Here is a 12,874-nt window from a genome sequence, read left to right on the forward strand (position 1 = left end):
ATACTACGCCCCTTCGCGCGCCTGCGAAGGGGCGTGCGGCAAAAGGCGAATTATCAGCGGAAGCGTGCACGAACACGCTTTGCGTCCAATACTTTATCACAGTAGAGTGATAAAGCAACAAAGATATTCCCGAACGGGGCGGAACTAGGCCAGCGGCTCGATGAGCATGGCGCGGAGAATGCCCGACGTCTCGTAGGCGCGCTTGCCGCCCCCCATGCCGATGCGCTTGATGACGAAGCGCTCGGGAAGCCGGTCCTGGGTGCGCAGAGCTGCGACCACCGCCGCCCCCGTTGGCGTTACCAACTCGCCTTCCACCGGCACCGGCGTCAGCGCAATGCCATGAGCCTGGGCGATAAACGCCGTTGCAGGAGCCGGTACGGGAATAAGCCCGTGCTGGCAGCGCACGGTGCCGTAACCGCAGGGCAGATCGGTCACCACCACCCCCGCGGGAGCCAAGCTGTCCACGGCCACGGCAATGGCCACAATATCGGCAATGGAATCCACCGCCCCTACCTCGTGGAAATGCACCTTATCGACGGGAATGCCGTGGGCGCGGGCCTCCGCATCGGCCACAATGGCGAACATGGCCCGCGCCAGCTCCTTGGCGCCGTCGGTCATAGCTGCCACCTGGATGATCTCCTCAATGTCGCGGAGGCCCCGATGGATGTGGTCGTGACCAGTACCGTGATCATGGGAGTGCCCGTGGCTGTGCTCGCGCTCGCGGCCGTGGTCATGCCCGCGCTCATGGCCGTGCTCGTGCGTGTGGCCGTGCCCGTGCGTGTGGCCGTGTTCGTGGTCGAGCTCTTGTTCGCATCCGTGGCCGCACTCATGCTTCCCGTCTGCGGGCCCCTGCCCATGCAGGTACGCTAAGTCGTGATCGTGGTTCTCGTGCTCCTCGTCGAGCACCACGTTGAAGTCGCACACGTCGAGGCCCGATTTAGTCACCCGTGAGATCTCGATGGAGAATCCCTCAACGGGCAGGCTGTCCAGAGCGCGCCTCACGGCCGCCTCGTCGGCCCCCACATCCAGCAGCGCAGCCGCGGCCATATCGCCGCTGATGCCTGCCGTGCATTCCAAGTACAAAAGCTCGCTCATCGCGCTATGCCCTTTCCGCTGCCCGACTATTCAGATGATTGATGCTGCTGGCCTGGAACGCAGCGCCGAAGCCGTTGTCGATATTCACCACCGACACGCCGCTGGCGCAGGAATTCAGCATGGCCAGCAGCGCCGTGACGCCCCCGAACGAGGCGCCATAGCCCACCGAGGTGGGTACGGCAATAACGGGGCTTGAAACAAGGCCCCCCACCACGCTGGCCAAGGCCCCTTCCATGCCCGCGACGGCAATGACCACGCGGGCTTCGTTAAGGGTAGCAGTGCAGTCAAGCAGCCGATGAATACCGGCCACGCCTACGTCGTAGAGCCGCTCCACTCGGTTACCCAGAAACTCCGCTGTCAACGCCGCTTCCTCGGCCACCGCCAAATCGCTTGTGCCGGCGGCGGCCACCACTATCAAGCCGTCCCCGTCGGGCGCAGGTAAATCTCCAAACACCAGCAGGCGGGCGTCGGGGTATACGGTCAGTACGGCGGGTGCGCCCTGTTCTTCCCATCGGACTCCCACAGCGTCGGCCTTGGCCTCATCTACTCGCGTCGCCAGCACGCGCGGCTGCCCGGCAGACAGCAAGGCCTTGGCAATGGCCGCAATCTGCTCGGCCGTCTTCCCCTCGCCATAGATAACCTCGCCCGCTCCTTGGCGCGAGGCGCGCTGGTAATCGGGGCGCGCGAAGGGGGCTCCGTTCACGGCGACCGCCGTGGGCATACCCGAGCCGTTCGCTGTCTGGTCCTGCGACGCGGCCTTGGCGCGACGATCTCCGCAATCTTCCAGACCCATGGCGTTCTCCTTTGGCTTTCTCAGGCGCCGTCTCCCTCCGGCGCATGGTTTCTCAATCATGATAAATGCTGGAGTTAACTCCTAGGTTGAAAAAAGTGAGCAAGAACCCTTCCACGCGAACCAGCCCGTAGATCGATGCCACTCAATGCTTTCAGGGAGACCGAGGACAGCGGGCACAAAAAAGCGCCTCCTCCAGGAGGCGCCCATCACGCGTGGCGCAACTCGAAAGACGCACCTACTCTTCAGGACGCAGTGCGCGCTCGCTTTCGGCCATGACCTCATCGTAGTGGTCGATCTTGAACTGCAGGCGCGTAAGGGCGCGCTCCAGATCTTCAATGCGCTGACGAATTTCCTCACTTTGGCGCAGAAGGAGATCTTTGCGCGCCTGGGTGGTTTCATCGCCCCGCTCGAGAAGGTCCATGTACTCTACCAGCGACTCGATGGTCATACCGGCATCGCGCATGCACTTCACGAACTCGACGGCGTTGCAGCTGGCCTCGTCGTAATCGCGAATACCACTTTTATTGCGGGGGACATGGCGCAGCAGCCCAACGCGCTCGTAATAGCGCAACGTATCGGTGGAAACACCGTAGCGCTTGCTGACTTCCGCAATTTTCATCTGATCCCCTTCACAAACGCAGCAGCACGACTCATTTAAGCTGACTGCGTGTTAATTAGACCATATGGAGTAGGCTACAAGTCAAGTAAGACGCTACGAGTTTCCGATGAAGATTGACGTGCCAGCGGCATCTAGGCGCCTTGGGCGGCCAGAGCGTCGCGCAACGTGCGCAACGCATTCCCACGATGGGAAATGCCGTTCTTTTCCTCTTGCGAGACCTCGGCCAAGGTGAGCGCTCCCTCGTAGGCGTCGGGCAAAAACAGCGGGTCGTAGCCAAAGCCCTCCGAGCCGCGCTCCTCGAAACCGATGGCCCCCTCAATGGTACCGCGCGCAACGGTTTCGGCGCCATCCTCGTCAATGAAAACCAGCGTGCACACGAACCGCGCCGTGCGCTCGGGCAACGGGGCTTCCCCCAGCTCATGCAGGAGCTTCGCGTTGTTGGCCGCGTCGTCGCCATCGGTGCCGGCATAACGCGAGGAATAGACGCCGGGGGCGCCGCCAAGGGCATCCACCTCAAGTCCCGAGTCGTCGGCCAGGACAGCCACCGGATGTCCCAGTGCCTTCCGGGCAGCTTCACGGGCGGCCTGGGCCTTGATGCGGCCATTGCCCTCGAAGGAATCGGCGTCCTCAGCCGGATCCGAAACCAGGCCCAGATCGCGCAGGGTCTTGAACTCCCAGCCCTCGAAGTTGAGGGCGGTGCTGATCTCGGACACCTTATGGGCATTGTTCGTGGCTATCAGCACGGTCTTCATAGCGTTTCCTTTCCCGTTCGGGCGTTACACAGCGGGCAGATCGACATGCTCGACCACATCCATGGGTCGCGACAGCACGCGCCCGCCGAAGCGACGGAATTCCTCGGTATCGGCGCCGGTGGTGAAAAACGAAGCCGTGGGCACGTGGCCCGGCTCGGCATGGGCTCCGCGGCGCGTGAGGATATGATCCACATCGCGCGCCGTCTCGTCGGCCGAAGAGACCAACGTTACCGGACGCCCCACTACGCCGCCGATGAGCGCCTTCAGGAGCGGATAGTGGGTGCAGCCCAGGACGAGGGTGTCAATTTCGCAGCGACGCAACGGCTCCAGATACTGGCGGGCGATGTCCTCGAACTCGGGGCGGATGTAGACTTTGGTGGCCTCGGCCATGAAGTCCTCGATGGGGCCTTCCGACATGCGCAGGCCCATCTCGGCAATCTCGACGAACCGAGGCGTTGCCGTGGAGAACACCGTGATGCCGGCGTCAATGTGACGGATGGCATCGGCATAGGCGTTGGAGTCCACGGTGCCCTTCGTAGCAATGACCCCCACGCGACGGTTGCGCGTGGTGTGGGCGGCCGCGCGGGCCCCCGGCTCCACCACGCCCACCACGGGCACCTCGAATACCTGCTGGGCATGAACGAGGCCGGCCGCCGTAGCGGTGTTGCAGGCAATGACGATCATCTTCACATCCCGCTCCGTCAGCCAGGAGCAAATTTGCTGCACAAAGCGATCCACCTCGGCCTGATCCCGCGGTCCGTAGGGGCAGCGGGCCGAATCGCCGAAGTACACGATGCTTTCTTCGGGCAGTCGCCGCTGCAGGGCGCGCGCCACGGTAAGACCGCCGTAGCCGGAGTCGAATACGCCGATGGGACGGTTATCGAAAACCGTCCCATCCGATGGATTGCTCTGTAGGGCTTGCGACTCCATGGCTAGTTGTGTACCACCACCGGATCGCCCACTTTGATAAGCTCGTGCAGCTCCTTGGCCTTCTCGGGAGGCAGGTTGATGCAGCCGTGGCTGCCGTTGGTCTTGTAGCGCTTGCCACCGAACTCCGGCTGCCAGCTGGCGTCGTGGAAGCCCACGGAATTGTCCTTGAAGGGCATCCAGTAGTCCACCTTGGTTTCGTAGTCCTTCGTACCGTCGGGCTTGTAGCCGCGCAGCGTGGAGGCGCCGTCATTCGTCTTGAGGTAGTAGGTGCCCGTGGGGGTATCGCGACCATCTTTGGGGAGACCGCTGACGATATCGCTTTTCCAGATGACCTTGCCGTCCTCGTCGTAGAGACGCGCCACCTGCTTCGTCAGATCCACATCGACGAAACGGTTGCCGAAATCGCGGCCGTTCTCATCGGGAGCCTGGGCTGCGTTCTGCTTCATGATAATCTCGATGGTGCCGCCCTTACCGGCCTCCAGGGCCTCGCGCACTTTGTCGGCCGTGGCCTGGCTGTCGGTAATCCATCCGTAATCGCCGCCCTCCACGGTAAACTGCTTGCCGTCGGGACGTGTGTAGGTGCGGGTGGCGCCCGTGGTGTCCATCTTGTTGACCTGGTCCTTGATCTGCTCGACGATGGGATCTACGTCCAGCTTGACCTTCAGGCTCTTCCCTATCTTGATATGGTCGGCCAAAAGAGCCGTATCCACCGCGGCCACCACGTCCCCGGCCATGGTCAGCTCCAGGGCACCCTCCAAGTACTTGTTAGCCTCTTCGCGGGCCACGGCCAAATCAGGATCGTCCTGGGTAATGGCCGGACGGGCCAGCACCGCGTCGGTCAGCTTCACCTTGGGGGCGAAGTTCACCGTGCCCTCGGTTACCTGCTGGAGCACCACATCGGCCAAAAGGGTGTTGCCCTCTTCCTCGGGAACAATCTTGTAGGCGCCCACCGACTCGTCGTAGGCCAAGCTGGCGTCCTTGGGGGCGTCGCCCTTGGCATTAACCGCATCGACCGCCGCTTGAATGGTCTCGGCCAGCTTGGTCTCCTCGAACGTGGACACCAGGTCATCGGTGTCATCGTGGGTCTGGAACACCTCATAGGGCCACGCCCAGGGGTTCATCTCGGAAAGCAGGTTCTCGGCAATGGATTTGCCGTCAAGGGACATGCCCATGTCCTTGGCGCTGAGGGTAAGGTCAAGGCCATGGCCCTCCACCTTGAACGTATAGTCGCCCAGCACGCCATCGAGCATCTGGTGCACTTCTTCGGGGGTCTTACCGGAAATGTCCATGCCGATGATGGAGCTGTGCGGGAAGAACCGCCCCATGAAAATGAACACGCCCACCAGGTACACCAAGGCCACCAGGCCCACCAGAGAGGCCAGGGTTATGCCGAAGATTTTCAACCCACGGTGCTTTTTGTTCTGAGGAGGCACCGCGTTGACCTGGAACGTGGGGACATAGCCACCCGAAGCCGCAGCAGGAACCGTAGAGGGAGCCGTCGGCGGTATAACCGGCATAGCCGTGGTGGCCTGAGGGTGAGCAGCCCGGGGGTTCCCCGGCGTTCCCTGGTTGGACGTCGCAGAGGGCATGCTGGAACGAGCCGACGCCCCAGCGCCGGAAGGCGTTCCCCCCGAGGTCGATTGCGAAGGAGTACTATGCTTAGCGTGTTTGCCTGGATTGTTTTGTGCCATAGTGCGCTTTCGTCAGGTAATGATCAACAAGGCGGCGCGCCTCTTCGTCTTTGAGGGAATTATACGACACCCCTCCCCCTCCGCGCGCGAGGCTGCGCCCGATGGTGCTACTTTCACATAGCGCGCCATCATTGGGGCATCGGAAACAAATTCACCACGACCCTCCCACAAAACTTACGCGGGATTCAGATGTTTTCCCAGAATATGACCATTTTTCTTAAGGTTTGAGAGATGAAAGCGCGCCGGCAAGTACGTTTACCGGCGCGCAGTAAAGATGGTGGACCCGCGGAGAATCGAACTCCGGTCCATACTAAATCGTCCACAAGGCGCTACAGGCTTAGTCAGCGATCAGGGTTCGGGGCGGATCGGTTCGCAGACCAACGTAGCCGCCCCTAGTCGGTTCGGTCTTTTCTGCGGCCATACCGACTACGTGCCGCAGAGCATTCCCCTAAAATGACACCTTGCCCGGTTCGGGGAAACACCGGGGTCGGTGATCACCAAGCTACAATTAAGCAGCCATGGCGGCCGGCATGTAGTAGCCGGTCTTAGAAGTGTTTTTGCCAATTAACTTGACGGTACCCCTGTTTAGCGTGGCGAGGAGACCACGACCTGCTCCTCGTTTCAGACTTACCATGTCGAAACCAGTCGGGCCCTTATAAGGGTGTCGATCTATTCTAGCCCCGAAGTCGAAGCTGTCAAGGCGCCTATTTGACGCAAATGAGCTCAGTGCTGTCCAAATTGTAGTCCTTCAGGCTGGCGCTTCGATAGGCCGGATCCTCGTAGGTGCTGTAGTAGTAGGTCTGCGTAGCCGCCGAGTAACCGCCCGTATAGATGGTGTACTCGTACTGGCCGCCCTCCTGCTTGCCGCCGCCCTTGGTTTGGAAGGCACCGCCCAGCGTGCGGAACAGGCGCGCCACATTGGCTGCCTCCCCGGTTTCGGCCGGATGGTGCGCGTTCAGGAAGGCCACGCGCACGAAACGGCTGACCGGGTCGTAGGCGCCCGGGAAGCCCACCATGCCGGCGGCCGAGCTGAAAGGCTTCAGCGTATCGCGGGTCCACGTGACGGGCGCGGGGAAATCAGGGTCGAGCCCCATGTAGTTGCGCATGTTCTCATGGTGCCACGGGAACGGCGGCTGGTTGGTGAGCACGTCCAGATCGTCGTCATAGACGTGCATGCCATCGGCCTGGCACTCGATGACGATGGACTCCTTGGCATCGCCCACCAGCCAGTGCAGCTGGGAGACGGGATAGTTGCCCGGTGCCTTGGCCACAATAGTGATGGTCTTCAGCGCCTCGCGCACCTCGGCCACCGTGGCGAAGTTGGCAGCCAGATAGAGCGGAAACTCGTAGGCAGCCACGTTTACCGTGCCCTCCACCGGAGCCGGGGCAAACTGGGCATAGCCGGGGAAGTTGAGCCCGGCCACGCCAAGACCCGCCTCATTGGCCAGATCGAAATAGCAAGGCGCTCCCTCGACCACAATGGCCATGCCGATGCAGGCGTACTTCGGCTTGATAGTACCAAGAAACGGCGCCGGCACCGAGGCACCGCGGGGCGTGATGACCACGCCCTCGCCGTAATCCTCGATCCAGTCGAGGTTGCGGCCGAAGTACATATGGCCTTCGCTGTCGGAAAAACGCAATCCCGTGCACATGACAAGTCTCCTTTGCGTGAGAATAACCTTGCCGTCATACTACGAAGCCCCGACGCTCTTATGAGGGCCGAGGCTTCGTCGGTTGCCGATCGGTTAACCAAGCGTTCCGCGCGTTGCAAGTTTCCCTATCACGGAAGATCGCACGCCACGGCTTTCGCGAGCTCGACGAATCGTTCTGCCAGAAGACCTCGTTCTTGGGCCGTGATGAACCCGGCGGGAATAGTGCAATCGATGGAGAGTTTCACAATCTGGATGTGCGATCGCTCGTAAGGATAGGGGTACGGCGTGATCGACAAAGCGCCCCCAATTGCATAATGCTCCATCGCCTCGTCGTCATTCGCATCAACCAGATTGATATCAGCAGAAGATGCCGCTATGGCGTTGCGAATCGCATCCGTGGCATCAAAGTGACCATAGGGGTTGGTCATCAGAGTTTCGCCCTCAAGATCCTCGAGATAGATGATCTTCTTTTCCGCGAGAGGGTGATGAGAGGGCATGCATATACCAACGTCGTAGCTTTTCACCACATCCCACTGGCACTTCAATTCCCGAGCCACGGGCGACGACCAAAACGTCGCCACATCCACTCGCCCCTCCGCCACGGCCCGAGGAAGCTCGAGGGCCGGCAAGGTCAAAAAAGAAAGTTCTACGTCCGGATATGCCTTCGTGAACGCCTGAACCACCTCTGGAAGGAACAGATCCCTTTGGTTCATCCCGCCGCCAAGACGCAAGACCGCCTCGACATGCCGATCGAGATCGCGCATACGCTCAAGCACAGCGCCGGTCTGGTCCTTCAGACGAAGAGCCTCGCGGTACAAAAGATCTCCGGCTGGCGTCAGCTTCACGCCGCGCGGTCCGCGCTCAAACAAGGTTACGTCCAGGTCTTTTTCTAGGGAGCTCATGTGCTGGCTCAGGGTGGGCTGGGCCATATACAGGCCCTTGGAGGCAGCCAACATACTCCCCGTTTCGGCCACCGCTAAAAAGTAATCAAGCCTTCGATCAAGCATATGGCTCACCATCCTTCCGAGGTCATTATGACACGAGACGCCCCTCTGGGTTCCTCCTGAGAAGCTATTTGTAAAACCAATACCTGTCTAAGCATTTCAAGCGGATCTCCCCTCACGCACAGCGCGCCACAATAACTGCATCGCCAATCAGCAAAAGGAGGGAACCATGAAACGCACTGCAACCAACGAACACCCCATTAGCCGTCGATCGTTCTTTACAGGAGCAGCAGCTCTTGGCGCTGCGGCTGCGGCAACCGGATTGATCACGGGCTGCACTCAACCCACCACGTTATCGGAGACGGGAACGGAGGATGGCGAAGCACCCACACCCCATAACCCCGTCGAAACCATTGAGTGCGACGTCGTAGTCTGCGGTTCGGGCACGGGCGGCATGTGCGCAGCAGTGCGCGCCGCCGAACTGGGGGGCAACGTTATTCTTCTTGAAAAGAAGAGCGTTGTCGGAGGCACGTCGAATTACGCGGAAAGCATGACAGGCGTCGGCACGAAAATGCAGGCAGAGCTCAACGTGGAGATCGACGTACGCGAGATGTTCAACGCCGTTTTTGAGTACCACCACAGCGCCGCCGTCGGCTCCGTGCTCCATTCGTTCATCGACAACTCGGGCGCCACCATCGACTGGCTTGTCGACAATGGCTGTCATTTTCTCACAGTTATGACCTTCTTCGGGCGTTTCTATACGTGCCACCTGTCGGGCGACGCTTCAACGGGTACGTCCATGTTAAACGGTGAAGCTATTATCCAGCCTCTTCTGGCGCAAGCGGAGGGTCACGGCGTCGACATTCGCCTCGAAACTCCCATGACCGACCTTGCCGTAGAGAACGGCAAGGTCGTCGGGGCCTACGCCACCAGCAAAGAAGGCGACGAGATCCTCATTAAAGCTCGAGGCGTCATTCTCGCAACGGGCGGCTACGCCAACAATGCCGACCTCTTCGAAGAGTTTACGCATCGTTCCTACGATAAGATTCGCGTGAATGGCGTAGATGGCCGCGACGGCGACGGCATTGTAGCGGCCCGAGCGTTGGGAGCCGACCTCCACCATCCCGAAACGCTCAACCCCGCCGGAGAGTGCGTCATCAACTCTGGCTCGTGGAACGACAACCTTAACCAAATCTTTTCTTGGCAGCAAAACCTTCGGGTGAACGAAGCCGCAGAGCGCTTCTGGAACGAGGGCAACAATCAGGAGTTCGCTGCTCATGTCAATGCCGTTTATACGCAGAATGCCGCCTACTCCATCATTGACGCCGACTTCCTTAACACCCTGGCAACCGAGACGGTTTTCTACTCGATGCCCATGTACGATGTGAACATCGGATCCCCTCTCGCAGGCTGCATGGAGGCCATCGAGGAAGGTCTCGATCAGGGCCTTATCGTCAAAGCCGACTCCATTGAGGAACTTGCGGATAAGCTGACCCTCGATGCTACCGCCCTGAAAGAAACCATCGAACGCTACAACACTATGTGCGACCAGGGAGTCGACGAGGACTATAGCAAGCCCTCCGACTACCTCTTCCCCGTCAAAACCGCCCCGTTCTATGCGGCTCCCGTACAGGCTATGATCTATGCCACCAATGGAGGCATCAAGGTCAACAAAAACCTCCAGGTTGTTTCGGGCCCTCAGCCCATTGAGGGGCTGTACGCCATCGGCAATGACGCCGGTGCTATTTACGGTTCCGACTACGATGTGCAGCTTATGCCCGGCTCGTGCCAGGCTTGGGCCGCAACAGGCGGACGCATGGCGGCTGAGCACATTCTCGCCTAACACTTCCGCCCTTCCCCTCCCCAGGGCGGCGACAGCAGAAGGGGCCGAGCGTTGCTCGGCCCCTTCTCTAGCAGCTAGTGCAGGTGCAGATCGCCTATTTCTTCTTCAGGAAGTTCAAGGAGTCGGTAATCTCGCTGAACGTGTCCTTCAGCTCGGCCGCCACCTGAATGCCATCGCGGTAGATGGCGTTCACATCGGCCGTGGCCGCCGCCACGCCTTCGCGGGAGATGCCCAAGTCGAACTCGTCGCCGTCAGAGGCGCGCTCGACGCGCACGCCCTCGTCGTCATCGTCCTCGTCGACGTAGTAGTATTCCTGCTCGTTGCCGTCCTCGTCGAGCAGGATGAAGCCGATCTCGTTATCGTCCTCGTCAACGATCATGGCGTAGATATCGCCGTCCTCGATTTCCATCTCGATGACTTCGCTCTCGATGTCGTCGACTTCCTCCACGTGATAGCCCTCGGAATGCAGAATATCCGCGTCTTCCTCGGCTTGCACCGCGTCCTCGACTTCCTCTTCGTCCCAACCGTCGTAGTCGGTTTCGTTGTTCGTAGAGAAGCTGTCGTAGGCGTGCTCCAAATCACTCTCGGCGGCATCGGCGTCGAAGATCTCGTCCTCGTCGCTCTCAAAGTCCTCGAGCTCGGTTTCCTGGTCGGTCCATTCGGCATCGGTCTCGCCGAGGTCTTCAATGTTCTCCAGCTCTTCGTCCAGACCCATGATGCGCTCCTTTAATCGCAATGTTCAACAGCGGGGCCGCGGGCCCCTCTCGAACCATGATGCCACTACTTGGCTTTGCACGGTAGTCGTGCGCCGTTTCGTTTCCATCAGGACAACAAACCAAAACGGCCGCGGTTCCGCCGAAGCGGGCCGCGGCCATCAAGCCGACGTAAGGACAGGGGTCCAAACCCAGGCGCCTGCGAACGCCACTCTCGGCGCGCAGGTCGTGGTCGCCAGGCGCGTCCCTAACGCCCATGCTCCTTCAGAGCGCGGTCGATCTCGCGCTTCGTGTCGCGCTCTTTCATGGAGGCGCGCTTATCGTAGAGCTTCTTGCCCCGACCCAGGGCCAACTCCACCTTCACCAGGCCGTTCTCCTTGAAGTACATCTTCAGCGGCACCAGGGCCAAGCCCTTCTCGGCCACTTTGGCGTCCAAGTAGCGAATCTGCTTCTTATGCAGCAGCAGCTTGCGCTTGCGGTCGGGATTGGGGTTGAAGATGGAACCGTTGGCATAGGGCGAGATGTGCACGTTGTTCAGCCACACTTCCCCATTGCGAATAAGGGCGAAACAATCGGTAAGCTGGCAGTTGTTCTCGCGCAGCGAGCGCACCTCGGTACCCGTCAGCTCGATGCCGGCCTCGAAGGTCTCGAGGATCTCGTAGTCGTGCAGGGCGCGACGGTTCTTCGCGATGACCTTTTCCTGACGCTGCTTCATTACGCGCAGTCCTCGGTGTCGCCATGGGCTTTCGCGTCCTGATCCTGGGCTGCGCCCATGCCCGGCACGAAGCTCACCTCGGGCGTCAGGTCCAGGGCGAAGCGGGTGATAAGGCGAATAGTGGCTTCCACATCGTCGAGGCACACCACCTCGGTGGGCGTGTGCATGTAGCGCAGCGGCACCGAGATGAGACCCGTGGGAATGCCCGAACGGGTTACCTGGATGGCGCGGGCGTCGGTGCCGGTGACGGAGGGCTCGGCCTCCAGCTGGTACGGGATGCCCTCGGCCTTGGCGGCGGCCACCAAACGGTCGAACACCACGGGATTGATATTGGGACCGCGCGCAATAACCGGGCCGGCACCGCAGACAATCTTGCCGTACTTGGTTTTCTCGATACCCGGGTAGTCCGTGGCATGGGTGACGTCGAAGGCCAGGGCCACATCGGGATTCACCGCATGGGCGCTGGTCATGGCGCCACGCGTGCCAATTTCCTCTTGGGTGGTGGCCACGGCGATGAACGTGCCCGGAGCCCGCCCCGCCTCGGCCAGCTTCTCCATGACGCGGCAGACAATGAACACGCCCACCTTGTCGTCGAAGCACTTGGACACGGCCATGTTCTTACCGAAGCGCTCGAAGCCCACGCCGAAGGTGATAGGGTCGCCCACGCGCACCAGCTTCTTCACGCGCTTGGCCGGCAGGCCCAAGTCGATGACGAGGCTGGAGATGGGCGTCACGTTCTTGCGCTCGTCGGGCTCGATGAGGTGAATGGGCTTGCGGCCCACAATGCCGCGCAGCACGCCGGAGGCCGTGTGCACGTCCACGCGCATGCCGGGCAGGATGGCCGCGTCAACACCGCCGAGCATGGACACCGACAGGAAGCCGTCGTCGGAGATGTAGGTGACCATGAGGCCGATCTCGTCCATGTGGGCCGCCAGCATCAGCGACGGCGCGCCCTCGACGGCGCCCTCCAGGGACGCCTGCACCGAGCCCATGGTGTCGGTGGCAATCTCGTCGGCCACGGGGGCCAGACGCTCGCGCACCAAGGCGGCCGCCGGCTCCTCGAAGCCCGTGGGCGACGGGGTCTCCAGCAACTGCTTCAAGAATTTGACCTGCTTTTTCTTCATAGT

General features: G+C 60.9%; 12 protein-coding genes and 1 other RNA gene. 1 reads left to right on the forward strand and 12 read right to left on the reverse strand.

Going from position 1 to position 12,874, the window contains the following annotated elements:
- Window positions 1-144 precede the first annotated feature (144 nt).
- The 9 genes from PZH32_RS10620 to PZH32_RS10660 all read right to left on the reverse strand — a co-directional run bounded on the left by PZH32_RS10620 (window position 145) and on the right by PZH32_RS10660 (window position 8,539).
- Window positions 145-1,095 (reverse strand): LarC family nickel insertion protein, encoded by a 951-nt coding sequence (locus PZH32_RS10620; protein WP_275208128.1) that lies wholly within the window; start codon window positions 1,093-1,095, stop codon window positions 145-147.
- A 4-nt stretch (window positions 1,096-1,099) separates the two neighbouring features.
- The gene (larB, locus tag PZH32_RS10625) at window positions 1,100-1,888 is read right to left on the reverse strand and encodes a nickel pincer cofactor biosynthesis protein LarB (protein ID WP_275208130.1); all 789 of its coding nucleotides are present in this window, start codon (window positions 1,886-1,888) and stop codon (window positions 1,100-1,102) included.
- A gap of 235 nt (window positions 1,889-2,123) precedes the next feature.
- The gene (locus PZH32_RS10630) at window positions 2,124-2,507 is read right to left on the reverse strand and encodes a MerR family transcriptional regulator (protein ID WP_275208132.1); all 384 of its coding nucleotides are present in this window, start codon (window positions 2,505-2,507) and stop codon (window positions 2,124-2,126) included.
- 131 nt (window positions 2,508-2,638) lie between these two features.
- Window positions 2,639-3,259, reverse strand: a complete 621-nt coding sequence (gene rdgB, locus PZH32_RS10635) for an RdgB/HAM1 family non-canonical purine NTP pyrophosphatase (RefSeq protein ID WP_275208134.1) — start codon at window positions 3,257-3,259, stop codon at window positions 2,639-2,641.
- A gap of 24 nt (window positions 3,260-3,283) precedes the next feature.
- Complete coding sequence (murI, locus tag PZH32_RS10640) at window positions 3,284-4,189, reverse strand: glutamate racemase (RefSeq protein WP_275208135.1); 906 nt, start codon at window positions 4,187-4,189, stop codon at window positions 3,284-3,286.
- Between the two features lie 2 nt (window positions 4,190-4,191).
- Entirely contained in the window at window positions 4,192-5,778 is a 1,587-nt protein-coding gene (locus PZH32_RS10645) for a L,D-transpeptidase family protein (protein WP_275208136.1), read from the reverse strand.
- 377 nt (window positions 5,779-6,155) lie between these two features.
- Window positions 6,156-6,533: a transfer-messenger RNA gene (gene ssrA, locus PZH32_RS10650) on the reverse strand.
- A 51-nt stretch (window positions 6,534-6,584) separates the two neighbouring features.
- Window positions 6,585-7,532, reverse strand: coding sequence for a choloylglycine hydrolase (bsh, locus tag PZH32_RS10655; RefSeq protein ID WP_275208138.1), 948 nt, complete (start codon window positions 7,530-7,532; stop codon window positions 6,585-6,587).
- A gap of 128 nt (window positions 7,533-7,660) precedes the next feature.
- Window positions 7,661-8,539 carry a LysR family transcriptional regulator gene (locus tag PZH32_RS10660; protein WP_275208140.1) on the reverse strand — a complete coding sequence of 293 codons (879 nt, stop codon included), beginning with the start codon at window positions 8,537-8,539 and terminating at the stop codon, window positions 7,661-7,663.
- Between the two features lie 166 nt (window positions 8,540-8,705).
- Here PZH32_RS10660 and PZH32_RS10665 point away from each other — a divergent pair, with 166 nt between their 5' ends.
- The gene (locus tag PZH32_RS10665) at window positions 8,706-10,319 is read left to right on the forward strand and encodes an FAD-dependent oxidoreductase (protein ID WP_275208142.1); all 1,614 of its coding nucleotides are present in this window, start codon (window positions 8,706-8,708) and stop codon (window positions 10,317-10,319) included.
- 94 nt (window positions 10,320-10,413) lie between these two features.
- Here the strand turns inward: PZH32_RS10665 and PZH32_RS10670 are convergent, their stop codons facing one another.
- The 3 genes from PZH32_RS10670 to PZH32_RS10680 all read right to left on the reverse strand — a co-directional run bounded on the left by PZH32_RS10670 (window position 10,414) and on the right by PZH32_RS10680 (window position 12,871).
- The gene (locus PZH32_RS10670; protein WP_275208143.1) at window positions 10,414-11,034 is read right to left on the reverse strand and encodes a hypothetical protein; all 621 of its coding nucleotides are present in this window, start codon (window positions 11,032-11,034) and stop codon (window positions 10,414-10,416) included.
- A 245-nt stretch (window positions 11,035-11,279) separates the two neighbouring features.
- Complete coding sequence (smpB, locus tag PZH32_RS10675) at window positions 11,280-11,747, reverse strand: SsrA-binding protein SmpB (RefSeq protein ID WP_275208144.1); 468 nt, start codon at window positions 11,745-11,747, stop codon at window positions 11,280-11,282.
- Entirely contained in the window at window positions 11,747-12,871 is a 1,125-nt protein-coding gene (locus PZH32_RS10680; RefSeq protein ID WP_275208146.1) for a M42 family metallopeptidase, read from the reverse strand. The genes smpB and PZH32_RS10680 overlap by 1 nt, the downstream gene beginning before the upstream one ends.
- Window positions 12,872-12,874: the final 3 nt, after the last annotated feature.

This window comes from Adlercreutzia equolifaciens (genome assembly GCF_029076695.1).
In the GTDB taxonomy this organism is placed as follows: Bacteria; Actinomycetota; Coriobacteriia; order Coriobacteriales; family Eggerthellaceae; genus Adlercreutzia; species Adlercreutzia equolifaciens_A.

Coding starts and splice junctions, on each gene's coding strand:
- murI (WP_275208135.1), bottom strand. CDS start 4,189: ATGGAGTCGCAAGCCCTACAGAGCAATCCATCGGATGGGACGGTTTTC.
- PZH32_RS10670 (WP_275208143.1), bottom strand. CDS start 11,034: ATGGGTCTGGACGAAGAGCTGGAGAACATTGAAGACCTCGGCGAGACC.
- rdgB (WP_275208134.1), bottom strand. CDS start 3,259: ATGAAGACCGTGCTGATAGCCACGAACAATGCCCATAAGGTGTCCGAG.
- larB (WP_275208130.1), bottom strand. CDS start 1,888: ATGGGTCTGGAAGATTGCGGAGATCGTCGCGCCAAGGCCGCGTCGCAG.
- PZH32_RS10660 (WP_275208140.1), bottom strand. CDS start 8,539: ATGCTTGATCGAAGGCTTGATTACTTTTTAGCGGTGGCCGAAACGGGG.
- PZH32_RS10665 (WP_275208142.1), top strand. CDS start 8,706: ATGAAACGCACTGCAACCAACGAACACCCCATTAGCCGTCGATCGTTC.
- PZH32_RS10630 (WP_275208132.1), bottom strand. CDS start 2,507: ATGAAAATTGCGGAAGTCAGCAAGCGCTACGGTGTTTCCACCGATACG.
- smpB (WP_275208144.1), bottom strand. CDS start 11,747: ATGAAGCAGCGTCAGGAAAAGGTCATCGCGAAGAACCGTCGCGCCCTG.
- bsh (WP_275208138.1), bottom strand. CDS start 7,532: ATGTGCACGGGATTGCGTTTTTCCGACAGCGAAGGCCATATGTACTTC.
- PZH32_RS10645 (WP_275208136.1), bottom strand. CDS start 5,778: ATGCCCTCTGCGACGTCCAACCAGGGAACGCCGGGGAACCCCCGGGCT.
- PZH32_RS10680 (WP_275208146.1), bottom strand. CDS start 12,871: ATGAAGAAAAAGCAGGTCAAATTCTTGAAGCAGTTGCTGGAGACCCCG.
- PZH32_RS10620 (WP_275208128.1), bottom strand. CDS start 1,095: ATGAGCGAGCTTTTGTACTTGGAATGCACGGCAGGCATCAGCGGCGAT.